General features: G+C 66.5%; 21 protein-coding genes. 15 read left to right on the forward strand and 6 right to left on the reverse strand.

All coding sequences use genetic code 11. The annotated features are described in order from the left end of the window. The first annotated feature begins 51 nt into the window (after positions 1–51). The 8 genes from FHS38_RS01940 (at position 52) to FHS38_RS01975 (ending at position 11,504) form a co-directional block, all read left to right on the forward strand. Entirely contained in the window at positions 52–837 is a 786-nt protein-coding gene (locus FHS38_RS01940; protein WP_229821886.1) for a sulfite exporter TauE/SafE family protein, read from the forward strand. 151 nt (positions 838–988) lie between these two features. After that, on the forward strand, positions 989–1,960 hold the full coding sequence (locus tag FHS38_RS01945; protein WP_184729979.1) for an LAETG motif-containing sortase-dependent surface protein: 972 nt from the start codon (positions 989–991) through the stop codon (positions 1,958–1,960). Between the two features lie 873 nt (positions 1,961–2,833). Further along, positions 2,834–4,387, forward strand: coding sequence for an AbfB domain-containing protein (locus FHS38_RS01950; RefSeq protein WP_184729981.1), 1,554 nt, complete (start codon positions 2,834–2,836; stop codon positions 4,385–4,387). Between the two features lie 138 nt (positions 4,388–4,525). Next, positions 4,526–4,981, forward strand: a complete 456-nt coding sequence (locus FHS38_RS01955) for an RICIN domain-containing protein (protein ID WP_184729983.1) — start codon at positions 4,526–4,528, stop codon at positions 4,979–4,981. Between the two features lie 93 nt (positions 4,982–5,074). Continuing rightward, positions 5,075–5,626 (forward strand): RICIN domain-containing protein, encoded by a 552-nt coding sequence (locus FHS38_RS01960; RefSeq protein WP_184729985.1) that lies wholly within the window; start codon positions 5,075–5,077, stop codon positions 5,624–5,626. 80 nt (positions 5,627–5,706) lie between these two features. Further along, positions 5,707–6,810: a hypothetical protein gene (locus FHS38_RS01965; RefSeq protein ID WP_229821885.1), complete on the forward strand. Its 1,104-nt coding sequence runs from the start codon at positions 5,707–5,709 to the stop codon at positions 6,808–6,810. A gap of 177 nt (positions 6,811–6,987) precedes the next feature. Continuing rightward, positions 6,988–11,085, forward strand: a complete 4,098-nt coding sequence (locus tag FHS38_RS01970; protein ID WP_184729987.1) for an ALF repeat-containing protein — start codon at positions 6,988–6,990, stop codon at positions 11,083–11,085. Between the two features lie 86 nt (positions 11,086–11,171). Beyond that, positions 11,172–11,504, forward strand: a complete 333-nt coding sequence (locus FHS38_RS01975) for a hypothetical protein (RefSeq protein ID WP_184729989.1) — start codon at positions 11,172–11,174, stop codon at positions 11,502–11,504. A 733-nt stretch (positions 11,505–12,237) separates the two neighbouring features. Here FHS38_RS01975 and FHS38_RS01980 read toward each other — a convergent pair. After that, complete coding sequence (locus FHS38_RS01980) at positions 12,238–12,483, reverse strand: hypothetical protein (RefSeq protein WP_184729991.1); 246 nt, start codon at positions 12,481–12,483, stop codon at positions 12,238–12,240. Between the two features lie 728 nt (positions 12,484–13,211). On the opposite strand from FHS38_RS01980, the gene FHS38_RS01985 reads away from it, so the two are divergent. Further along, on the forward strand, positions 13,212–13,490 hold the full coding sequence (locus tag FHS38_RS01985) for a hypothetical protein (RefSeq protein ID WP_221494469.1): 279 nt from the start codon (positions 13,212–13,214) through the stop codon (positions 13,488–13,490). 167 nt (positions 13,491–13,657) lie between these two features. After that, positions 13,658–14,254, forward strand: coding sequence for a hypothetical protein (locus FHS38_RS01990; RefSeq protein ID WP_184729995.1), 597 nt, complete (start codon positions 13,658–13,660; stop codon positions 14,252–14,254). 73 nt (positions 14,255–14,327) lie between these two features. On the opposite strand, the gene FHS38_RS01995 is transcribed toward FHS38_RS01990, so the two are convergent. After that, positions 14,328–14,714 carry a peptidoglycan-binding domain-containing protein gene (locus tag FHS38_RS01995; protein WP_184729997.1) on the reverse strand — a complete coding sequence of 129 codons (387 nt, stop codon included), beginning with the start codon at positions 14,712–14,714 and terminating at the stop codon, positions 14,328–14,330. 542 nt (positions 14,715–15,256) lie between these two features. Between FHS38_RS01995 and melC1 the strand changes: the two genes are divergently transcribed. Next, positions 15,257–15,673, forward strand: coding sequence for an apotyrosinase chaperone MelC1 (gene melC1, locus FHS38_RS02000; protein WP_229821884.1), 417 nt, complete (start codon positions 15,257–15,259; stop codon positions 15,671–15,673). 39 nt (positions 15,674–15,712) lie between these two features. Then, positions 15,713–16,531, forward strand: coding sequence for a tyrosinase MelC2 (melC2, locus tag FHS38_RS02005; protein ID WP_184729999.1), 819 nt, complete (start codon positions 15,713–15,715; stop codon positions 16,529–16,531). 6 nt (positions 16,532–16,537) lie between these two features. On the opposite strand, the gene FHS38_RS02010 is transcribed toward melC2, so the two are convergent. Beyond that, positions 16,538–17,494: a LysR family transcriptional regulator gene (locus tag FHS38_RS02010; RefSeq protein ID WP_184730001.1), complete on the reverse strand. Its 957-nt coding sequence runs from the start codon at positions 17,492–17,494 to the stop codon at positions 16,538–16,540. Positions 17,495–17,583: 89 nt separating this feature from the next. Here FHS38_RS02010 and FHS38_RS02015 point away from each other — a divergent pair, with 89 nt between their 5' ends. The 3 genes from FHS38_RS02015 to FHS38_RS02025 are packed head-to-tail and all read left to right on the forward strand — an operon-like array spanning position 17,584 to position 20,236. After that, a complete protein-coding gene (locus tag FHS38_RS02015; protein ID WP_184730003.1) occupies positions 17,584–18,504 on the forward strand; it encodes a zinc-binding dehydrogenase in 921 nt (306 codons plus the stop codon). Continuing rightward, positions 18,501–19,493 (forward strand): alpha/beta hydrolase family protein, encoded by a 993-nt coding sequence (locus tag FHS38_RS02020; protein WP_184730005.1) that lies wholly within the window; start codon positions 18,501–18,503, stop codon positions 19,491–19,493. The genes FHS38_RS02015 and FHS38_RS02020 overlap by 4 nt, the downstream gene beginning before the upstream one ends. Continuing rightward, positions 19,490–20,236 (forward strand): SDR family NAD(P)-dependent oxidoreductase, encoded by a 747-nt coding sequence (locus FHS38_RS02025; protein ID WP_184730007.1) that lies wholly within the window; start codon positions 19,490–19,492, stop codon positions 20,234–20,236. Before FHS38_RS02020 ends, FHS38_RS02025 begins: the two co-directional genes overlap by 4 nt. 8 nt (positions 20,237–20,244) lie before the next feature. On the opposite strand, the gene FHS38_RS02030 is transcribed toward FHS38_RS02025, so the two are convergent. The 3 genes from FHS38_RS02030 to FHS38_RS02040 form a co-directional block, all read right to left on the reverse strand. Next, positions 20,245–21,147 carry an ATP synthase subunit e gene (locus FHS38_RS02030; RefSeq protein ID WP_184730009.1) on the reverse strand — a complete coding sequence of 301 codons (903 nt, stop codon included), beginning with the start codon at positions 21,145–21,147 and terminating at the stop codon, positions 20,245–20,247. 228 nt (positions 21,148–21,375) lie between these two features. Continuing rightward, positions 21,376–21,570: a DUF397 domain-containing protein gene (locus FHS38_RS02035; protein WP_184730011.1), complete on the reverse strand. Its 195-nt coding sequence runs from the start codon at positions 21,568–21,570 to the stop codon at positions 21,376–21,378. Then, positions 21,571–22,416, reverse strand: a complete 846-nt coding sequence (locus FHS38_RS02040) for a helix-turn-helix domain-containing protein (RefSeq protein ID WP_184730013.1) — start codon at positions 22,414–22,416, stop codon at positions 21,571–21,573. Positions 22,417–22,447 lie beyond the last annotated feature (31 nt).

Consider the following 22,447-nt stretch of genomic DNA (forward strand, 5'->3'; position numbering starts at 1 on the left):
GCCCACCGACTTGTGCGGGAGCGGCCCTGGGTTGCCCGTACGATCGCGCCGGTGAGCCCCGACATATCGCTGACCACGCTGCTCCTGCTCTGCCTGGCCGCGGCCGCTGCCGGGTGGATCGACGCCGTCGTCGGCGGGGGCGGCCTCCTCCAACTCCCCGCACTGCTGGTGGGCCTGCCGCACCTGCCGCCCGCGCACATCCTCGGCACGAACAAGGCCGTCGCCATCTGCGGCACGACCGCGGCCGCCGTCGCCTACACCCGCCGCGATCCCATGACGCTGCGCTCGGGACTGCGCATCGGCCTCGCCGCCCTCGTCGGCTCCCTGGCCGGCGCCTTCTTCGCCTCCGGCATCAACAGCGCCGTCCTGCGCCCCCTGATCATGGCCGTCCTGCTCGCCGTACTCGCCTTCGTCCTCCTCCGCCCCACCTTCGGCGCGACCGCACCCTCCCCCGGCCCGGTCACCCGTCGCCGCGTCCTGACCGCGATCGCCGTGGCGGGCCTGGGCATCGGCTTCTACGACGGCCTCATCGGCCCCGGCACGGGCACGTTCCTCGTCATCGCGCTGGCCGCGATACTCCACATGGACCTGGTGACGGCCTCCGGCACGTCCAAGGTCATCAACGTCTGCACGAACGTGGGCGCGTTGGTGACCTTCTCCCTCCAGGGCGCCGTGGTGTGGCAGATCGCGGCCCCCATGGCCGTCTTCAACCTCGCGGGCGGCGCGACGGGCGCGCGGATGGCACTGAAGCGGGGGAGCGGGTTCGTGCGCGGGGTGCTGGTCGTGGTGGTGGTGTCGCTGGTGTGCAAGCTGGCGTATGACCAGTGGGGCTGGTGAGCGGGTCGGAGCGGCTGGTGAGGGAGTGTCACAGGGCCCGCAATGGGGCGATATTTAACCGGCTCATACACTTGGGCCTGCTTTGCAGGGGGGTCTCAAAGTGTCTCGGTTCCCCGCCCGTCCATGAACACATGAACAGAGGTAGCCGTATATGAAGTTGTCCCGGATCGCAGCGGCCGTCGCCGCCGCCTCCATAGCCCCGACCGTCTTCCTCGCCGCCCCTGCCCTTGCCGACGGCACCGACACCAAGTCGCCGGTGACGGCGACGCAGGAGCAGGTGTCTGCGCCGGGTCCGGCGGGCGGGGTCAAGGCTCCTGCCGATGAGGAGAAGAAGGCCGGTCCCACCGTGATGGTCAAGAACTTCCCCAAGACTTTCACGGCGGGCGGCGACTGGACCGAGTTCTCGTTCGAGGTCGACAACCAGGGCGATGGGCCCCTCAAGGACTTCACGCTGTCGTTCCTCCTCAACGGCCTGGAGAAGGACGGAGCAGGGAAGCTCGATCCGAGCGACCCGCGCGCCGCGAAGCTGCAGTTTCGGACGAACAAAGACGCCTCCACCTCGTCCTGGGACTCGATGGTCACATTCGTTAGCCATCAGAAAGTGCGCGGAGAGGCCAAGATCGGTGACATCGCCAAGGGAGGCAAGCTCACCATCGACCTGCACGTACTCCTGCCCAAGTCCTTCCCGGTGGGCCAGGCGGCCGCGGCCGTGACAGCAGGGGCAGTTCCGACTCCAGAGCTGGACGCGGTCACCGTCGTGGCCAAGGACGGCGGCAAGACGGATCCCACGGGCGACCCGAAGCCCACGGCCACGGCGACCACGGGCGGCGGGACTAAGACCAAGCCCAAGACCGAGCCCACCGCCAAGGTCACCCCGAAGGCGTCCACCACCCCGACGACGAGCGCCACGGCCACCGCCACCGCCACACCGTCCGCGAGCGCGACGACGGCCGCCGCAGTCGCAGGCAACACCACCACGACCAACAGCAGCAGCACGGAGCTGGCCAAGACGGGCGCCGGCTCCTCCACGCCGTGGGTCATCGCCGGCAGCGCGGCGGCGCTCGCACTGGGCACCGGCCTGGTCGTGATGGCCCGCCGCCGTCGAGGCGCAGCGCACAACTGATGCGGTAGTCGACTGCATGAAGACGAAGAGGCCCGGACCTGACGGTCCGGGCCTCGCGCGTTGCCTTACCAGTGGTAGCGCGCTGCTCCCCGATGTCCCGGTCACAGCACTCGCCTCGGTGGAGGCAAATACTCGACAGCGATGCCTAACCCTTGCCTTACTCGACGAGCTCTTGAAGGGCTCGGGGCGTCGCTACAGCTCCATCCTGAGCTGAGCGGAGGCGGAGTGGCTTGAATTGCTGCCATTCGGTGGCAAAAGAAGATCGTTGCAACGTGCGGTATATGCCGGATACGGTCTTGAGTACCAGCCTCGCTGGTTGCACGCAGGAGGAGATTGGTGGGGGCCATGACACTCCCTCTTGCCATGCATGCCGTGAGGTACTCGTTCGCAAAGCAGGGGGACTTGTGGACTGTAAGTCTGTGCACGAGATGACCGTCGTCGTCGACTCGCTGCTCTCGGCTGTCGAGATGCGCGGCGGACGCGGCGCCCAGGAATAACGCATCCTCCGGAATCAGCCGTGGTGGTTCTTCCGCTCAGTATCGGCTGTGGACTGTGAGTGGCTGAAGGTCTAGCTGATGGGTCGCTCTGCGCCTGGCACGGGAGGCGCTGCGACGGCTTGGCTTGATCAGTAATCGGCTTTATGGCTGGCTAGGTATCCGAGTTCATCGCGACTCGAGCCTCAGTATGACCTGGGTCGGTTGGGCGTCGAGTCATCTAGGCGGGAACGTGCGGGCCAGCGGTTTTTTGGTCGAAGGGGCGGCGTGCCGGGTGCGGCCGTTCCCCATTCAAGAGGTGGTTGGCGGACTTCACTGCCTCCGTATTGCAGATATTGAGGCGCCGACATGCGGCGTCAGAGGGGTTACCGAAAACAGCATGCGTAACAGACAGATCACCGCCGCACATGTGCGGAGGGTCATCACGCGCGGGATCGTAACCACCACGGCTCTGGCCGCCGTTGCCAGTGTGGCCGCACCGGGTGTCGCCGTTGCCAAGCCTGCGAACGCGGTTGCTGAGACCAGCGGCATCGGGACCACTGACGCGCAGAGGGTGGAAGCGGCGGCCGTGGTCCGCCTCGACCCGAGTCCAGACGTGCTCCTGCTCAGCGACTACGACTTCATCCACACGCTGTGGCAGAGGGCGAAGGACGCGGGAGAGAAGCTGGGGTCGGTACGTACGGCCGCCGAGGAGGCGATGGCCAGCACCTCTGCCGAGAATCACGTGCGGTTCATCACCACTGGTATCCACCAGGCGTACAAGCTCGACCAGCAGCGGGAGAAAGACAAGGCCGACGCCGAGCGCGCGGCCACCCTTGCCAAGTCACAGGCACTGCTCGCGTTAGGCATTCCGAGCACACCGACGCTGCTGGCGCTCAGCGAAGACAACTTCATCCGCGAGATCGCCAGGCACTCCGCGTCCGGTCCGGAGGTCCGGGGGGCAGCCGTCCGCGCGTTGGCCGGTGACGCGGCCGCCTGGCGTGAGTTCATCGTCAACGGCGCACGTGAGGCCCACCAGCGCGATGTGGCGAACGAGCTCAAGGAACTGGAGGAGAAGAACCGCCGGGAGGCCGAGCGGCGCCAGGAGCTGGCAGCCCGCACGAACGCGGCAGCACTGTTCCGCCTCACGCCCTCCGAGGCCATGCTCAGCCTCAGCGACGACAACTTCATCCGCGAACTGTTGCGCATCGCTCCCGAGGACGCTCGGAACACTGAGCTCTACGCCGCGGCTCAGCGAGCGGTGCTCAGCTCCAGCCCCGCGGACTGGAAGGAGTTCATCCACACCGGAGCCGATCTGGCATACAAGCGCGATGACGCGGCCCGCCTTAAGAAGATCGCCGAAGCCAACCGCAGGCTGGCACTGCAGATCCAGGCTGCGGCTGAAAAGTCCGGGGTGAACCCTGGTCTGGAGAGAGCGGCGCGCATAGCACTGCAGGGCAGTGATGAGGACGTTGCGCAGTTCCTGAAGGAGGACAGCCAGCACCGGGCGCGGCGGCAGTCCCTCATGGGAGGCAGTCGCGAGACGGCCCGCTGGTACATCAGCCAATCCACTGTCGATAAAGGAGAAGTCTTTCTCTCCCCCGTCGACAGAAGGAGCAAGCAGTCCGATCGTGAGGACGCCACCTGGGTCATTGTGCCCGCCCTCGCGAACCAGCCCGGCTGTTACTCCTTGGAGTCGGTGCGCAAGCCCGACCACTACCTGATGGTGCAGGAGGACCGCCGGGTTCGAATATCCGCGGACGATGGCAGTACGAAATTCCGCAAGAGCGCCACCTGGTGCTCTAACACGGAAACGGGCGCAGTGGCTTTCGAGTCGGCGACTATGCCGGGACATTGGCTGGATTCATCGCGAGGTGCTCTCTTTGCGATTGACCACGGCGACGATCGGTTTACGGATCACCTCTGGCTTATGGACTACCCGCTTGCACCCTGACCCGCTCCCTGCTGAGCTCACTCCTGCGAAGAACGGATCCCCATGACGTCGTCTCGGACCATCCGAGCCGCACTGGCCGTAGGCGCCAGTATCGCCGTGCTGGCTGGTGGCACAAATACTGCGCTTGCAGTGGAGCCCATGCCCCGTGCCGCCGCTGACGTGCCGGCATTCGTGCGGTTGCAAGTGGAGCACAGTGGCCAGTGCCTCACTATCGAAGAAGGGAGTTTCCAAGAAGGGGCTTACGCGCGCCAGTTGAAGTGCGCCGACGGATTGGACAACCAACTCTTCGAGCTGCTGCCCAGCGGCTCGGCGTCGTTCGAGGTGCGAGCCAAGCACAGCGGCAGGTGCCTTAGTGTCGACGCCGACCTCAAGTGGGCCGGACAGCGGTGGTGCTTCGGTTCTACCCCCCCTCAACACTGGAAGGTAGTCATGGTCGAGGTCACCAAAGAGCTGTACGAGCTGCGGCCCGTGCATGTCCCGAACTGGTGCCTGGACATCGCCGAAGCCAGCCTCGATGAAGGCGAGCACGCGCAAATTTTTCAGTGCAATGGCACAGACGCGCAGCGGTGGCGGATCCTGTCGGCTGTGTCCTGACATTCGTGGGCCGACTGGGAGATGCCAAGCGGCTACAGTCTCGTATTCCACTGTGTTGAGCACCCATCGCTATCGAAGAGAAAAGGATCCGTCATGGCGCGAATTACCCGAGCCGCGCTGGCTTTCGGGTTTAGTGTCGTTGCAATCGCCAGCAGCGCGACCACGGCCCGCGCGGAGGGGGCCGAACCTCGCTCTGTCGCCCCCGAGGCCACGCCGATGGCCCAACTGCAGGTGGCACACAGCGGAAAGTGCCTGGACATCGACCGCGCCAAGACGGAGAACGGCGTGCGGGCCCAGCAGTGGACCTGCAATGGCTCCCAGGCTCAACTCTGGTACGTGCTCAGCAAGGACGACTCCACTTTCGTGCTGATGTCCGGGAGTAGCAGAAAATGCCTTGAAGTGGAGAACAGCGGCACTCAGAACGGTGCTGCAGTCCAGCAGTGGGAGTGCACTTCAGGAAAGCAGATGCGGTGGCAGATGGTCCTGGTTGACCATACGCGGAAGCTTTTTCAGTTGCGTCCCGTGCATACCGAGGACCGTTGCCTGGACATCGATCGCTCCAGTATGCAGAACGGCGCCAAGGTGCAACTGTGGCGCTGTAATCAGACGGAAGCGCAATTGTGGCGGATTCAACTGGTCAGTTGACCGGAGCCTCCGGCGCCACGGGGGCCGCCCATTTAAAAATGCGCCCACTGTAATTACATTTATGTTTTGGAGAGAATCAGGTGAGTCGTCAGTGGTGGGCCGCACAGACGCTGACGGTCAGCATGCTGGTGGGGTGCGGTGCCCTGGCGGGGGCGGCACCGGCGTGGGCGAGCACTCGGATCCCGGCCGCCGTATTGGCCGACCAGTCGGCTGACCAGCCTTCTCTCATCACGGCGGCGGCGGCCCAAGAAGCGCGCGATCGAGTCCTCAAGTTGGCGAAGTCGTATCTGCCTGCCGAGATACGCGTATCGGCGTGGAACGCACTGCGCAGTTCCCGCGGCGACGAGGCGATCAGGGAGTGGCTGGCCCCTGGCGGTGGCTTCGAGGCGGCGATGCAGCGGATGAGGACCACCCAGTCCCGTAACAAGGCCTTCTGCGAACGGGTGGTGCGTACCCACACCGTGGAGTTCTCGCCCGCGGTGCGTGCCGCCGCCGACCGTGCGGTGAAGGGAACGGACGCTGACCGCGTGGCGTTCGTCAAGGCCGGCTACGCCGAGGCCCAGCAGCGAGACCGGGACGCCCGGGCTGCCGATGCACAGCACCGGCAGGAAGTGGCGGCCAAGGACCGGGACTTCGTGCGGACCGTCGCCGAGCGTGACCCAGGCGAGAACGTGCGGGTAGCTGCGCAGTGGGCATTGCGGCCCGGTACCACGGACGCGGACATCGCGGAGTTCTTCGGCTATGGCTGGATGACTGGCGCGACCCTGGACCTGGAGGGCTACCGGATACGGGTCGCGGATGCGGAGGTGCTGCGGCACAGCACACTTTCCCGTTTGATCCAGCAAGCCGTGGCTGCCGAACAGGCTCTGCAGAGCTCGGCTGATACGGCGAAGGCCCGGGCCGAAGCCGAACGGGCCTGGAGGACGGTGGCCGATCACGCCGACGCCGCTCGTACCGCATGGCTGGCCGAGCAGGCCACTGCCATGGCGCAGGCGGACAGCTGGAAGGTCATCGCAACGGCCGCCAAGGAGAGCACGGACGAGCTCTGGAAGAACATCACTGCACCGGCCGAGGCCAATCAGGGCTCCTGGGCCAAGGAACAGTCAGAGGCGGCCGGGACGGCCGAATTCTGGAAGGACATGTTCGACCGGGCCCAGGACAGCCAGAAGCGCGTCAAGGGATGATGCCCTGCCGTTCGGCGGGCCCGGCCCGCCGAACGAACACCGACAGCGTTTCTGCGGCTTCTCTCGTTTGATCCACCCCTGCCCGAATGCACAGGCAGGGGTTTTCCTTTTTCCTCGTACTGGGGGTTTCCCTTGTTAGGCAGATTCTGGCCACCGGCCGGAAGAACGCGCGTTGACGTGACCGGAGTCGCGAGAAAGGCAGTCACCACGGCGGTGGTCGTGGCGCTGCTGAGTGGTTTGACGCAACAGGCGGCCGCTACGGAGACATCCGGTCATGCGTCCAAGGCCGCCCGGTCGCTGTCCGCCGTGGACCGGGCGCTACTGAAGACAACCAAGGCCCCGGCTGCCCCTGCGCGTTCAGAGCTGGACAAAATCAGCGATGAGCGCGACCGGCAACTGGTGGAGGTATACGCGGAGTTCGACGAGGAGGAGGAAGTCCGCGAGGCCGCCAAAAAGGCCCTGGCAAGCAGTGACCCGAATGCGATCCGGGAGTTCCTGGAGCACGGCGAGGCCGACGCACGTAAACAGGCTCAAGAGAAGAAGGACGCCACCGACGCCGCGAACCGCCGCGAGATCGAGGCGCTGCGCGGCACCGGTGGGCCGTACTTCAACTCGGAGGTCGAACGTGTCCTGAAGGGCGCGGCGAGAGACCGTGCCGACTTCCTGGCGTTCGGCGCCGAGATCGCCCGGCAGCGGGACAAGGCCACCGGGCAGAACGACCGGAAGCGTGCGGAGGAGCTCCGCAAGCGGGTGGAGATGCTGGCCGCCTCCGGTGGGCCGGAGGTGAAGAAGGCCGCCCAGGCCGCGCTGGCCACCAACGACGATGCCAAGATCGCGGAGTTTCTGGAGAAGGGTTACCAGGTCGCGGCGCAGAAGGACGCCGACGCCCGTGCGGCCCATGAGAAGGCCCAGAAGGAGGCCCAAGAGGCTGCGGAGAAGCTGCGGGAGCTGGCCAGGAATGCCGCCCGCGCGGCTGAGGCCCGCACCAAGCTGATCGGCGTCCACGGCGATGCGGTCAAGGCGCTCAAGAACGCCTCCAACGCCATGTCGTCGGCGGCCCAGGCCGCGCGCGAGGCTGACCGGATGCTCTTGGCCGACCGGGCCGGCAAGCGCCTGTCCTCCTATGACAACGTCAAGGAGGAGGTGGCGCGGCAGGTCAAGTACGCCGATGAGGCCGCCAAGCAGGCCCAGGTCGCAGCAGCCCAGGCCAAGGTTCAGGCCGACGTGCTGGTGGAGACCGGCCTGACCTACGGCACCCAGTGGGCCGAGGTCGCCTCCGGTATCGCAGCGGCAGCGGATGCGGCGGTCAAGGCCGCCCAGACTGCCCAGCACGCCGTTGACGCCACTGCGGCAGACGCCGCCGGTTTGAATGCCAAGAACCAGGCCGAGTTGCATGAGCAGCAGGCCAGGAAGTGGCGGGCCAACGCTGAGGAGCACGCCAAGGCCGCGGCCAAGCTGGCCGAAGCGGCCGGCAACCAGGCCAAGATCGCCGCGAACGCCGCCGCAAGGGGCAAGCAGGCCCGCGTCGACGCGGAAAAGGCCGAGCAGGCGGCGTGGGACCACGCCAAGAAGACCCGAGACGCCAGGGAAGAGGCCCAGCGACAGGCCAAGGTCGCCGCGGAAGAGCGTGCAACCGCCGAGCGGGAACGAGGCCTGGCCGCCGAGGCGCGGGCTCGGGCTGAGCGAGAGCGGGATACCGCCACGGCAGCACGGGCACGAGCGGAGGCCGAGGCGCGTACCGCGTCAACGAAGAGGGCGGAGGCGCAGGAGGCCGCTGCTTCCGCGGCCAGGGCGCGAGAGTATGCCGTCGAGCAGGAAGGAAAGTCTGCCAAGGCGGATGAGCGAGCCGGTGGCGAGGAAGCCAAGGCCCGCGAGGCCAGGAACAAGGCGGTCGAGGCCGAGCAGAACCACAAGGCCGAAGAGGCCAGGGCCCAGGCCGCTGAGGCGATAGAGGCATCGCTCCGCGGCACCGAGGACGCCGCACTGGCGCATTCCTACGCGGTTGCGGCACGGGCGGATGCCAAGACGGCCGGTGAGGCGGCCGGTCAGGCCCGTAGTGCCGCTGATGCGGCCAGTGGTGCAGCCGTACGGGCACGCACGGCGGCCACCGAGGCTGCGGGAGCGGCCGCTCGGGCGCGCGCTGCGGCGGCGGAGTCCGTCGCGCACGCTGCCAACGCCAACGCCGCAGCGAACAACGCCGAAGCTGCAGCAGCCAACGCCAACGCGGCAGCGAACAAGGCCGCGGCCGAGGCCGCAGCCACCCGCGCCGCAGCACAGCGGGCCAACGCCAAGGCCGCGGTGGCCACGGCTCAGGAAGCCCGCGCGGGCATAGCCGCCCACGAAGCCGCCCGTCTGGCCGGCTTGGCCGCGACCGAGGCCAAGAACGCCGTGCAGGCGACCAACCGCACCAAGGACGAGGCTGACGGCGCTGTCCGCGAGGCCGCGATGGCCAAGATCCAGGCCACCATCGCCGTACAGGCGTCCATAGCGGCGCGCTCCACAGCGGCTGGCATAGCCGACCCCGCCAACACCGCGATTGCACTGACCGCGCCCTTCTCCGGCAAGGACGTCGACGCCGACTTCGCCGCCGCGGTGGCCGCCGCCGCCCAGGAGATTGGGCAGGAGCAGGTCGAGTCGGCGGAGGCCAAGGCCACCGAAGCGGTCAGGGCCGCCGAAGCCGCCGAAGCCGCCGCGCAGCGGGCCAACGCGCAAGTAGCCCCGGCCTTCAAGGCCGCCGCCGACGCGGCACGATCCTCGGTCAGTGCGGCACGCTCAACGGCGTCTGCCTTGAAGTCCGCGGCGCAGGCTGCGGAGGACGGCGATAAGGCAAGGGCCGCCGCGGCGCGGGCCAACCAAGCTGACGCCCAGGCCCAGGCCGACTCCAGTCTCGCCCGGCAGAGCGCCAACGATGCTTACGCGGATGCGGCAGCGGCGCGCCAGGCAGCCACGCAAGCGGAGGCCGAAGCAGAACGGGCACGCGGAGCTGCCACCGAGGCGGACAACCAGGCCACAGCCGCCAACAGTGCCGCCAGCATGGCGGAGAACCAGGCCACCGTCGCTCAGGGAGCGGCATCACAGGCGGCAGCGGACGCCACGGCCGCAGGCAAGCTGGCTGAATCCGCCGAAGAGCACGCCAAGTCGGCGGAAGCTGCGTCGAAGAACGCCGACAAGTACGCCCGCGAGGCCGACGCGGCGGCCAAAAAGGCCGAGGAATACCAGCGCGAGCAGGAGCGCAAGGATCGCGCAGAGGCGATCAGCCAGGATGACGAGGGCATCGGCTCCAAGCTGACTCCGGAGATAGAGAAGAAGCTCAGAGAAGCTGGCATTTCTCCGGAGCGGTACGAGGAAGATCGCAACCTTGCCGATAAGACGATCGAGGATTTCCTGGTCGATGTCGGCAGTGAAATCCTCCTAGAATTTATCCCGATCAGGGAAATCAAAAAATGCATCGGCGAAGGCGACGTCGTAAGCTGCGTCACTGCACTGATTGGGGCCATCCCTGCGTCCGCGCTGGCCAAGGCCGTCTGGAAATTGGATGAACTCTACGGTGCCGCCAAGCGTCTTGTCGGCATTGGGAAGCATCTGAAAAAGTCCGCTGAGGCAAGGAAGCGCGTAAAGGAAACCGAGGAGGTTATAAAGGAGATTCGGAAGAGGATTCGCGACTGCGACGACAGGGGTGGACGCGGCACGGGGAAGCCGAAAAAGTTCAATAGCGCCTCCTTTGTGCTGGAATCCTCGGTGAGGTCAGGAGCTGCACGTCCCAACGATTGGTTGACTGCCGAGAAGGGCCAGGGCATCTATGCGCAGCCAGTCGCTGACTCCCTAGCTGGCCGCACAAACTTTGTGCTGGCGAGCGAAGCACCGCCTTCGCTTCAAGGCTGCGGCGAGGTGGCGGTTGACACTAACCCTGTAACCGATGCACTGTCTGGCGTGAAGACCGCTGAGGTAGATGATGCCTTGGCGGGACGCGTACCCGTTCTTTCGCCGACCACTCATCGCGAACTACTCGAAGGTGGCCACTCGGCAGAGGCGATCAGTGCGTGGCTTTTGGCGAGGGGAGGCCGGATAGGTCCTGCTGCAACCAGTGAGGGTGTTGCCTCCCTTCAGGATCGCCTCAAGGCTATGTGGAAGGGTAAGGCCTTCAGGCCAATGATTGCCGATGACGACGCCGCAGTCTTGCATTCGGCCGTGCAGGACGGATTGTCGATAATCACAAATGACAAGAGGTTCTACAAGAATATTGAGAGGTTGGGGTATTCGCATGAGCGATATTAGCTAGAGCTGATTTGAGGGTAGCCTGCCTGATCGCTTGCGGGCTACCCTCGCTCGGCCAGGTAAGCGGGTTGGTATAAGGTGACTGCATGCGCGAAGATGAACTCGAAGAAATCGAGGAGCTGTGCTCTGCAGCCACTCCGGGCCCTTGGTTCGTCAGGACCTTGGATGATAGTCATGCCATGAATCTCGTTGCAGTTAGCACAGCCCCGGATTCCGGCCACGCTGAGAGATGGCCGGATTTTGACCATCGAGAAATTATTGCCGCAACTCTGGTTCAATATCCGCGCTATGTTGACTCCGGTGATGAGCGGTGGGACGAGAATGCAGCCTTCATTGCTATGGCGCGAGAGGCCATTCCGCGCCTCGTAGAGGAAATTAGGCGCCTTCGGAATGTTTCCGCGGACAAGGGAAGTGGCTAGGGAGCTGACGTCGCGAGCGGAGCGGCCTACGGGCCGGGCCGGCCTGCCAGCGCCATTCTTTATCGGATAGCCATCCTTTGCTCGATCGCCGTGGGAGAGGCGCAGCGCAGGGCTGATGCGTTAGCCGACTGCATAAAGAGGAGGAGGCTGCCGGAGGGTCTTCTGCCCAACGACCCGAACTCGTACGCGGCCTTCCAGAGTGTGTAATCACGAGGCGGAATAAGCAACATGGCGGATTCAGGGGAAAAGCGGCCAATTCTTCTGTGCGGCGAGGGCATCAGCCTGGTCCATGTCGAGCGTATTGAGGCGTTTCTCGCGGCGCGAACTGCACGGCTTGCCCGTGCGGAGCGCGGGTCTGATGAGCGTCAACTGGTGCGTTCCGTTAGGCGTACAGCAGTGCACCTCGCTACTACGCTCCGACATTTCTTGGCCTACTCGGGGCCGGACGATGAGGCGCAGTCGATGCTGCAGCTTCAGATCATGCTGTCATGGAATGCATTGTGGGCGTTGGTATCTCCGTGGCAGTGGCACGCGGACTACGATCACGAGCGATGGCGACCCGTTAAGCGCTGGGATGCGATGACTGACAGCTAACATCGCGACACCCCTGGGAGCGATGGTGAGTAGTCCCGAAGGTGATCGCCGCTGAGCGTGGGGGGAAGCAGTGGGGCCCGGCTGGAACACAGCCGGGCCCCACTGTGTGACTATTCGACCCGAATGGCCTTCTGTGGCTTCACTCCAGTCTCATCTGGGCGATTTTAATTGCCCAGATAATGAAGGCCGCTGGCAGATCGCCGGCGTTGGGATCGATGCTGACAGTCGCATCTCTCCATTGGCCTCCCTCCGGAATCGAGACGGCCAGGATCGAATCATGTCGACTAGCCCATGGGGCCCGGAATTCGATCACGTGCTCGCCGGAAGAGGCGTCATCGAAGTCAATGACATCGACGTTCCTTCCATCGAATTCTTCGCTTGGCATTTGCGGATCTCCACTTCGTCCCAAGAGCCGAGCCTGATTCTATCCGGCGGATGGGTTCGGGTAATTTGGCCGAGGCTACTGGATGGCCAGGCGGGTGAATCGCTCGCGGGTAAGATTTTCCTGTGGCGAGATAAGGCCCTGGGCAAAACAAAGCACTCCGGCCGAGGCCGCGCCTGTCGCGCGAACTTTCTTGAGTCGCGAAGCCTCTAGTTCAAGTCGCCGAGTGTTCCTCTCGGTCCCCCGTCGTTGAAGATGTCTTCGGGTGCCGTGGCCATGGTTGGAACGCCCTTGTCCCGTATGATTACCAGGTCTGGACACCGAAAATAGTGTCCGCCCAGGTATTCGCCGGTATCAGCCTATCGATCCAGGATGCGTGAGATTTCCTCAGGTGTCATGAACGTTGCGCTCCACTTGGTTCCGTTGGAAGCCGTGATGTGGGCGTCTACATTCTCTACTGCCGCGGCTTGGTCATCGGCGCCGAGCAGGAAGCGGGCTGTGAACTGAGTCTTTCTGACTACGTGATAAATGCTGTCGTCCATAGAGCTTCTTCAGTCTTTCCATAAGCTTAGGTTCGTTGCGCTTGTCGGCTTTTCCTGCAACTTGAATTTTGCCACCGACGTTCCAGAAGCCGCCACGCCGTCCGCGAGTGCGACGTCCTGGGCGCCGACGCGAGAACTGGTGCGGCCCGTACGCCCGCTCTGTAGAAGCTCCATAGTGAACCTGTGGCAATGACGACGATTCAGGTTCCCCGGGCGACTCGTGATCGCCTCGCCGAGCTCGCGAAGGAGCGGGGGCTGAGTATCTGGCAGCTGGTCGAGGCGCTGGCAGTCGAGCATCCGACGGCCGCGCAGCTTGCCGAGCGGCTCGCTGCCGACCGGGAGACCGTGCGTCGGGTGATCGGTGTCGGGATCAGCGATGAGGAGTTCGACCAGGCGCCTGACGTGCGGGGCAACATTTACGAAATCGCGGCGGACAAGGTTCGAACGACTCGGGGCACTGCCTCCTGATCGCCCGGCCCGGCGGGCCGGGCGGCCATCGGCCCCACGTCCCACCGCCGCTCCGCCGCACGGTGGAGGGGGACCACCCTCTGGTGTGATGTGGCGGTACCGGGGCCGGCGGCATCGTGGTGAGGGCGGTCAGCAAGTCGCTGTCGCCGCCCCATCAGGAGGATGCAATGTCCCGTGTTCGCCGCCCCTTCGGTGCCGCCGTCGCCCTTGCCGTATGTGCCGCCGCCGCGCTGACCTCGGGTGCGACCGGCCCGGCCGCGGCGGCCGGGAACGATACCCGGGCCGCCGCCCGGCAGACCCCGGACGAGCCCTCGCTCACGGGAGCCGCCAAGCTCAAGCGCAAGCCCGGCGACGATGTGCACTTCGCCTTCAACGCCCACGGCTTCGCCGATAAGGCTCGCGGCACGTTCTACGTCAGCCACCACATGGGCAAGGACTGGGGTGGCTACTTCAAGGGCCGCATCGACTGTCTGCTCACCGGCGGGCCGGTCGCCGTGGCGACGGGCATCGTGACCGAGTCCCACTTCGAGGCCGCGCCCGGCCTGCCGCAGGTCGGCGACCTGAAGGGCAAGCGGTTCGGCTTCACCGTGCTGGACGACGGCAAGAAGGACCGGCTGGGCTACAGCTGGGCGCTGGACGGGCTGCCGGAGAAGAGCGTCGGCCCGTGCCAGGGCAGTGCTCCCTTCGAGACGCTGGAGAAGGGCAACTACAAGGTCCACCACTGGATGCCGTCGCGCGAAGCCACCAAGGCGACGAAGGGCTGATCGTCGCCGAGCGTAAGGGGGGAGCAGCGGGGCCCGGCCGGAACACGGTCGGGTCCCGCTGCGTGTCCCCCGCTCAGCGACGGGTGCTCGGAACGTGGTCGTAGCAGTAGCCGCGGTGTTGGCCGGCGTTGTCCAGGATGCTGTTGCCGGTCGTGGGCCCGACGATGCCGTCCGCCGAAACCTTGGACGCCTTCTGGAACTTGACGACCCAGGTCTTCGTGGCGGGACCGAATTTGCCGTCCTCGCCGATCGGACGCCCCTTGCCCGTGCGCTCCGCCCAGTTGTTCACGGCCCGCTGAACACACCACACGCCGTGGGAGTTGCCGGACCCGACGGAGATGTTGGGGATACCGGGCTTGGCGTTCGCCGTACCGGCCAAGCCGCCGCCCACCATGCCTGCCGCCGCCGCCATGATGCCGATGGTGCATGCGGTCTTCTTGACGAGTGCCTTGAGTGCCATGTGCGCATGTCCTTTCCGAAGAGTGAGCCGCCGGTCGTCGGCGCGTTGGAAAAGTTATGCGCGGCGGGGCCATGGCCGCGTCCCGCAGGTGTTTGATCTCTGCCGTCCATCCGCTGCGGTACGCCGCGATCACCTCAACCCCGTGCGGTACGACGGCACGCCGCGCCGCATCCAAAACCACACCGTCTACCCCGGCGCCTGATCAATGCGCCTGCATTCGGGCCGAGTTACGGTCTGGACCAGGCTGCGGTTCGGCAGCTACCCACCGGAAGATCTACGGACGGAAGCGGTATTACGGCTCGGGTTTCCGCCTGCTCCGGGCCGACAACAGGCTTTCCGAGAAGATCGCCGCCATTGAACGATGCACTATCCACGCGGAGTTGTCTTCTTCTGATCAACGGACGTCTCGCCCCCTCTCCGGAGCCGTCCCCCGCTGCCAGCATGTGGCGGCACAGACGACGGGACGATCTCGTTCCGCCTCACGAAGAAACGTTCCTGCTGCGGACCTTCCGCCCGCGGGGGGACAGACGAGAGGAGAGACCGTGCAACGTCTCACCCGCCGCGACATGGTTCGACGGTCCATGCTGGTGGTGGCCGGTACCGCGCTCGCCGGCCAGACCGCTGTCGCCACTGCGAATGCCTCGCCCCAGAGCCCGCACGCCCCGCGCGCCGCCGACGTGCCGACTGCATTCGACGAGACCTATCTCGGCCGGCACATCGAAGGCTGGCCCGCCGAGGGGGGGCATGGCGGCCATACCGGTCATGGCGGAACCGACGGCCATGGTCTCGTCGAGTTCGTCGTCCGCATCGACAACGACGACCTGCACGTGATGCAGAACGCCGACGGCACCTGGATCAGCGTGATCGACCACTACGAGACGCACCCCACCCCCCGCGACGTGGCCCGCGCCGCCGTACGGGACCTCAACGGGGCATCACTCGTGCCCCTCGCCGTCTGACACCGCGCTCGGCACCCCTCACCGAAAGGATCCGTCGCCATGGCAGACCGCAAGAACCAGGCAGACCTGTCGGCCGCCGAGAAGCGGAATTTCATCGACGCCGTCATCGCGCTCAAGCGCCAGGGGCGCTACGACGAGTTCATCACCACGCACAACGCCTTCATCATGAGTGACACCGACGACGGCGAGCGAACGGGACACCGTTCACCGTCGTTCCTTCCCTGGCACCGCCGGTTCCTGCTCCAGTTCGAGCGGGCGCTCCAGAGCGTCAACCCCTCCGTCATGCTGCCTTACTGGGACTGGACGGTCGACCGTTCGCCCAGCAGCTCGTTGTGGGCGGACACGTTCCTCGGCGGTGACGGCCGCAGCGGAGACGGCCGGGTCACCTCCGGTCCGTTCGCCTTCGGAGGCGGTAACTGGCCCATGAACATACGGGTCGACGGCAGGACCTTCTTACGGCGGGCCCTGGGCGTCGGCACCCGCGAACTCCCCACCCGGGCGGAGGTGGACGCCGTGCTGGCCATGCCCACGTATGACGCCGCCCCGTGGAACAGCAGGTCCGACGGCTTCCGCAACAACGTCGAGGGATGGCGCGGCCCCAACCTGCACAACCGGGTCCACGTCTGGGTCGGCGGTCAGATGACCAGTGGGGCCTCGCCGAACGATCCGGTCTTCTGGCTGCATCACTGTTTCATCGACAAGCTGTGGGCCGACTGGCAGAGGCTGCACCCGTCCTCCGGCTACGTGCCCGTATCGGCCCCGCGCAATGTGATCGGGCTCCGGGACACGATGAAGCCCTGGAACGACGTCACGCCGGAGGACATGCTCGACCACACGAAGTTCTACACCTACCTCTGACGGACGTCATTCTCGTCCGGGACCGGGACCGGGACCGGGACCGCTCGTGGGTGGTTCAGGAAGCCAGTCGCGGGTCGGGTCGTACTCCAGCCATCGGCTTCGCCCTGCTTCCTCGGCGCAGGCGGCGGCGAGGCCGTTCAGCCCCGGGTGTCCGTTTCCGGAGCGCCACAGCAGCGACCAGGCGTACAGCGGCGTGGGATCGACCAGAGGGACGGAGCGCAACCCGGGGACCTCCGGCAGTGGCACATCGGCAGGCACCAGCGAGAAGCGGCGCGGGTCTTCCGCCACCTCGGCGAGGAAGTGGGCGAGCCCCAGGTTGATGCTGGTGGCCGTGTTCCGGATGCCGAACCGGTCGGCGAACCGGTGGAGGAAGTCGAGCCGGTCCAGCGCGCCGGGTGCCCACAGCGTGCTGTCGCGCAATTGGTCCGGCCGCAGAGCCGGTTCGGCCGCGAGCGGATGGTCCGTGCTCAGTACAGCGTCCACCGGTTCGAGGCGGACGAGGCGGTGTGCCAGCCCGGCGGGCAGCGGAGGGTGGGCTCGGCCGAAAGCCGCGTCGATGTCGCCGTGCAGCAGTGCCGTCGTCACCGACGGCAGATCGCGCCCGTGCCCCAGGGCCAGTTCCCCGGCCCGTCCGGCAACCTGGGCCAGCGTTCGCATCGGCGCGTAGAGGTGCCCCCAGACGTCTACGCGCAGCGGACGTTCCTTCCCGACTGCCGCTGCCACCGCGGCGTCGGCGGCGGCCACGGTCTGCCGGGCCGGTGCGAGAAAACGCTGTCCGGCCTCGGTGAGGCGTACGCCGTTGCCGCCGCGCTGGAACAGTTCGGTGCCGAGCAGGGATTCCAGCCGCGCGATCCTCTTGGACAGTGCCTGCTGGGAGATCGCGAGCGTCCCGGCGGCCCGACCGAAGTGCAGTTCCTCGGCGGTGCGCACAAAGGCACGTACCTGCGCCACGTCGAGATCCATGGCTCCCACCATAGGTGACAACCAAAGGTTGTCGGCTTTGCTTGTTCGTTGTTGGATCGCGGGGTGGCCGCGGGGGTTGCATCCTCCCCATGCAAAGACTGATTCCCACGGGAGATGCGGCGCGCCCGGTCGCCTTCGCCGAGGCCCCCCAGCCCGTGCCGGAGCCCGGTGAGGCACTGATCAAAGTCGAGGCGTTCGCCCCGAACCGGGGTGAGACGTTCCTTCTCGAGAACCCCCGGCCGGAGCTGCTGCCCGGCAAGGACATCGCAGGGCTCGTCGTACAGGCGGCAGCCGACGGTTCCGGCCCCGGCATCGGCACCCGCGTGGTCGGGCACCCTGCGCAGGGTGGCTGGGCCGAGTACGCCGCCGTGCCCACGCACTCGCTCGCGGTACTCCCGGACAGCATCGACAGTGCACGGGCGGCGGCTCTGCCCCTGGCCGGTATCACCGCCCTGCGGCTGCTGCGTACGGCCGGTTCCCTGGCCGGCCGACGGGTGCTGCTGACCGGTGCCTCAGGCGGCGTCGGCCACTACGTCACCGAGCTCGCCGTCGGGGCCGGAGCCGAGCTGACCGCGGTGACGGCCACGCCGGTGCGCGGCGAGCGGCTCGCGGAACTGGGTGCGAACGTGGTGCACGAGGTCGCGGCGGCTCAGGGGCCGTTCGATGTCGTGCTGGAGTCCACGGGCGGGCCGGATCTGGCACTCGCCCTGTCGAAGGTGCGCCCGGGCGGCATGCTCGTCTGGTTCGGCCAGGCGAGCCGCACCCCGGTGTCCCTCGACTTCTTCCAACTCCTCGGCGGACCCGAGCGCGTCACGATCCAGCACTTCCACTACGCCGGTGCCCCGTACGGCTCCGATCTCTCGGCACTGGTGAGCCTCGTGGAACAGGGCCGGTTGCACCCGGAGATCGGCCGCATCTCCGACTGGGCACAGACCGCCGACACCCTGGTCGACCTGCGAGAGCGCCGGATACGCGGCAAGGCCGTTTTGCTGACTGGAGGAGCACGATGAGCACCAACGAGTTCGCCGCCGCCCAGTGGACACGCGCCACCGGTGCAGGCGTGGACCCCCACGAGTACGGGCGCGTCACCGATGGCCTCACCTCCGTCGCCGAGTGGGGGCCGTCCTTCCTTCGCACCGGACACGACTACCTCCAGCGCGCGGAGAACGCGGGGTCATCCCGCACGGCGGGTGAGTACCTGCTGATGGCGGCCCGGTGGTTCCACCTGGCCACGCTGGCGCCGTACGCGGAAGCACACCGTGCTGCCGTCGAGGCGGATCACGCCTTGAGCAGAGCTCTCACCGTGCTGGAGCCCGGTGCGCGGCGGGTGAGCGGTGAGGGATTCACCGGCTGGCTGCGCGGCCCCTCCGATGCGCCGGGGACCGTGGTCGTCGTCCCCGGCCTGGACTCGGCCAAGGAGGAGTTCCTCGATCTGGTGTCCGCGCTGCTGGCCAGGGGGCTGGCGGTGTTCGCGATGGACGGCCCCGGACAGGGCGTGCTCGCGGCCACCACGACCTTCGTACCGGACTACGAGCGGGTCGTGGGCCGGGTCATCGACGCCCTCGGCGTCGCACGCATCGGGCTCGTCGGCCTGAGCCTGGGCGGCTACTTCGCGGCCCGGGCCGCGGCGCTCGAGCCGCGCGTGGCGGCCGTCGCCACCGTCAGCGGTCCCTTCCGCCTCGATTGGGATGAACTGCCTCCACCGGTACGGGACATCATGGGCCGACGCGCCGGAGGAGCCGACGCCGCCCACGAGTTCGTACGCCACGTGGACCTCGCGGCCCTGGCACCCCGCATCGCGGCCCCGCTGCTGGTCGTGGACGGTGGTCAGGACGTCATCCCCGGCGTGACGAACGGCGAGTCCCTGGCCCGTCTGGCGCCGCGCGGTACCTACCTGTCCGTCCCACACGGCGACCACCTGCTCGGTAACGCGCGGCCGGACTGGCTGCCCCATCTCAGCGACCACATCACGCACACCCTGACGGGAACACCGGCGTGAACCGCTTCACCGGGAAGACCGTTCTCATCACCGGCGGCACCAGCGGCATGGGTCTGGCGACCGCACACCGCCTCGTCGCCGAAGGCGCCCACGTCATCGTCACCGGCCGCACCCGTGCACGGGTGGACTCCGCAGCCCACCAGCTCGGCCCCAACGCCTCGGGGATCGTGGCCGACGTCGCCGACCTCGGCGCGGTGGACGCGCTGATGGAGACCGTCCGGGACCGTCACGGACAGTTGGACAGCCTCTTCGCGAACGCGGGCACCGGCACGTTCCTGCCGTTCGAGAACATCACCGAGCCGGACTTCGACCACGGCATCGACGTCAACTTCAAGGGCGTGTTCTTCACCGTCCAAAAGGCACTGCCGCTCCTGGCGGACGGAGGCTCGATCGTCATCAACGCCTCCTGGACCCTCCACCGGGGCAACAGCGTCCTGACCCTCTACTCGGCGACCAAAGCCGCCGTGCACAACCTGGCCCGAACCCTCGCCGCCGGACTCGCCCCGCGCGGCATCCGCGTCAACTCCGTCAGCCCCGGCTACATCGACACCCCGATGTACCCCGTCGCCGCGCTGACCACGGCGGAGGCAGAGGCGGTCACCGGCCAGATCGTCGCCGGCCGCTTCGGCCGACCGGAAGAGGTGGCCGCGGCTGTCGCGTTCCTCGCCTCGGCCGACGCGTCCTACATCAACGGTCAGGATCTCGTCATCGACGGTGGCCTGGTCGGTGCCGTGCCTGCCTGAACCGGGTATCAGAACGGACCCTTCTCCAGCTTGAGGGGCTGGAAGGGGTTCCCCGGTCCGTGAAGCTCGTTCTGGACGGGGTCCGCCGGTCCGTTATTCGTCGGCAACACAACCGACTCGTAGCGTTGCGCCTGGCCGGCCACCTTCGTCTTGTAACCGTCGCCCAGCTTGACGGGATACCATCCGTCGCTTGTTCCGCTGGTGATGTTCACCTCGACCCCGAATTCACAGTCGTTCGTTCCCGTGAAGAAGTAGAGGTCGAAGGAACGGGAATCTGCCTGCTTCCCGCCGTCAAGGTAGATGCCCTTCGAGAAGGCGTTCCCCTTGGCTCGCCAGACTTCCGCCTTCGTGGCGGAGCCGGAATCGTCTTTCCCTTCGTTTCTTCTCGGTCTGGGGACGGGTTCCGTGAGGTCGAAGACAACCTCCGTGGGTTCGATCTCTTCGCCACCGTCCCCGATGGGCGGCGGGACGACAGCGGTCCCCGCGTACCGCGTCGGCTGACACTTGAGATCGGCGATCCGCATGTTCTGGACCACCACGGTTCCCTCATGGAGCGGCGACAAGGTGATCCTGGTCGCTTCCACCCCGACGGGAGCGACCCGGTTCTTGGCGAACCATTTCGCGTACGCATCGGTCCCGTAGACCGCCGATTTTCCGTCCGCCAGATCAGTGGTTCGACCGGGGAAGGCGAAGCGGGCGCCGTAGAAGGCAGGGGCCCCGGCCACGCTCGCGATCGGCGGGCCCGCTTCCTTCTTCTTGTCCTCCGCCGCCTCCCCCTTCTCCCGATCCTCCGCTTCCCTCGCGATCTTCGCTGAATCCTCGCCGGCCTTCGTGCTGCGATCCTGGTACCAGAGGCCGAAAATCACTCCAGGTACCGCGACCAAGGCACTTAAGCCGCCGACCACGGCCATGACCTTGACCGTCTTCTTCCAGCGCGGGGTTTCCTGGTCCGGTCCGCCGTTCGGCGCCGCCGGAGGTGGAGGTGGAGATGCGGTCATCGTTTCCCCCGAGTGTTCTTCTGCTGTCCGAGGTCGACGTTCTAGCAGAAGGTGCGCACCCCATCAACTCATCGAAAGATCAAATGCGTTGACTGCCGACTCTGGGTGGCCGGAATTGCGTCACTCCTTGGAGTGAGCCGCTCAGCGGTTGAACGCGCCCGTCACGAGTGCTTCGCGGAAGGCGTTCCAGGGGGTGGGGGCAAGCCGGATGATCGGGCCTTCGGGGATCTTGGAGTCCCGTATCGCCACGATGTCGGGGATGTTGGTGGCTATCTCTACGCACTCGACTTCGGGGTTACTGAAGCTCGATTTGCGGAACCGGAAAACCGACTGCATCTACGTTTCCTTGCTCATGGCGCCGATGAACGCACGTGAGTCGGCAGGGCTGAGGGCCGCCTTGGCGACGTTGTCGAAGAGCGCGGCGTGCCGTGCGGTCTCCTCGCCACCCTCGGCCCAGCGCTGGGTGAGCGGTACCTCCATGTACATCACGTCCATCGCACCGGCGTCGGCGAACGAGAGGATGTTGATGGCGGCGCCCAGCGCCATGTGTGTTCCGGCGCTGAAGGGCAGTACCTGAAGGGTGATGTTCGGCTTCCTGGAGACTTGCACCAAGTGTTCCAACTGACCTCCCATCACGTCGCGTCCTCCCACAACGCACCGTAGCGCGGCTTCGTGCACAACGGCCCAGAGGGCGAGCGGGGGAGAGTCGACCAACCGGCGTTGGCGCTCGATCCTCGCGGCCACAAAGTGTTCGTCCGGCCGGAGGGCATGGATGTAATCGGGGGTCTGAAGCAGCCCCGGGACGTAGGACACTTGCCACGTCTTGATCGAGGTCGCGACGTTCTCCAGCTCGATGTACGCCTTCATGTTCTTGGGGAGGTCGTTCCACCAGCCCTTCACCTTGCGGCGCTCGCGGTCGAGACGGGCCAGCTCCAGCAGGCCGCCCACCATGGTCGGTTCAACCACCCCGTACAGCTCGCACAGCGCCCGGATGTCCGGATCCCGCATCGGCACCCAGCCGCGTTCCATCTTGGCGACCTTCGCCGTCGACGCGGTCAGCGCCTTCGCAGCCTGTCCCTGGGTGAAGCCCGCCTGGGTTCGGAGCTGGAGCAGCTCGCCGCCGAGTCTGCGGCCGAGGACGGTTGAGACGCGGTTGTCCTGGGCGGATTGATCCTCTGTCACGTTCCCAACTCCTCGCGTTTGCGCGCCCAGT

The organism is Streptomyces netropsis (assembly GCF_014203545.1).
In the GTDB taxonomy this organism is placed as follows: domain Bacteria; phylum Actinomycetota; class Actinomycetes; order Streptomycetales; family Streptomycetaceae; genus Streptomyces; species Streptomyces netropsis.

Bases quoted from the DNA above. Each gene is read 5' to 3' on its own strand.
- FHS38_RS01945 (WP_184729979.1), top strand. From the start codon at position 989: ATGAAGTTGTCCCGGATCGCAGCGGCCGTCGCCGCCGCCTCCATAGCC.
- FHS38_RS01950 (WP_184729981.1), top strand. From the start codon at position 2,834: ATGCGTAACAGACAGATCACCGCCGCACATGTGCGGAGGGTCATCACG.
- FHS38_RS01955 (WP_184729983.1), top strand. From the start codon at position 4,526: ATGCCCCGTGCCGCCGCTGACGTGCCGGCATTCGTGCGGTTGCAAGTG.
- FHS38_RS01960 (WP_184729985.1), top strand. From the start codon at position 5,075: ATGGCGCGAATTACCCGAGCCGCGCTGGCTTTCGGGTTTAGTGTCGTT.
- FHS38_RS01975 (WP_184729989.1), top strand. From the start codon at position 11,172: ATGCGCGAAGATGAACTCGAAGAAATCGAGGAGCTGTGCTCTGCAGCC.
- FHS38_RS01980 (WP_184729991.1), bottom strand. From the start codon at position 12,483: ATGCCAAGCGAAGAATTCGATGGAAGGAACGTCGATGTCATTGACTTC.
- FHS38_RS01985 (WP_221494469.1), top strand. From the start codon at position 13,212: ATGACGACGATTCAGGTTCCCCGGGCGACTCGTGATCGCCTCGCCGAG.
- FHS38_RS01990 (WP_184729995.1), top strand. From the start codon at position 13,658: ATGTCCCGTGTTCGCCGCCCCTTCGGTGCCGCCGTCGCCCTTGCCGTA.
- FHS38_RS01995 (WP_184729997.1), bottom strand. From the start codon at position 14,714: ATGGCACTCAAGGCACTCGTCAAGAAGACCGCATGCACCATCGGCATC.
- melC2 (WP_184729999.1), top strand. From the start codon at position 15,713: ATGGCAGACCGCAAGAACCAGGCAGACCTGTCGGCCGCCGAGAAGCGG.
- FHS38_RS02010 (WP_184730001.1), bottom strand. From the start codon at position 17,494: ATGGATCTCGACGTGGCGCAGGTACGTGCCTTTGTGCGCACCGCCGAG.
- FHS38_RS02015 (WP_184730003.1), top strand. From the start codon at position 17,584: ATGCAAAGACTGATTCCCACGGGAGATGCGGCGCGCCCGGTCGCCTTC.
- FHS38_RS02020 (WP_184730005.1), top strand. From the start codon at position 18,501: ATGAGCACCAACGAGTTCGCCGCCGCCCAGTGGACACGCGCCACCGGT.
- FHS38_RS02030 (WP_184730009.1), bottom strand. From the start codon at position 21,147: ATGGCCGTGGTCGGCGGCTTAAGTGCCTTGGTCGCGGTACCTGGAGTG.
- FHS38_RS02035 (WP_184730011.1), bottom strand. From the start codon at position 21,570: ATGCAGTCGGTTTTCCGGTTCCGCAAATCGAGCTTCAGTAACCCCGAA.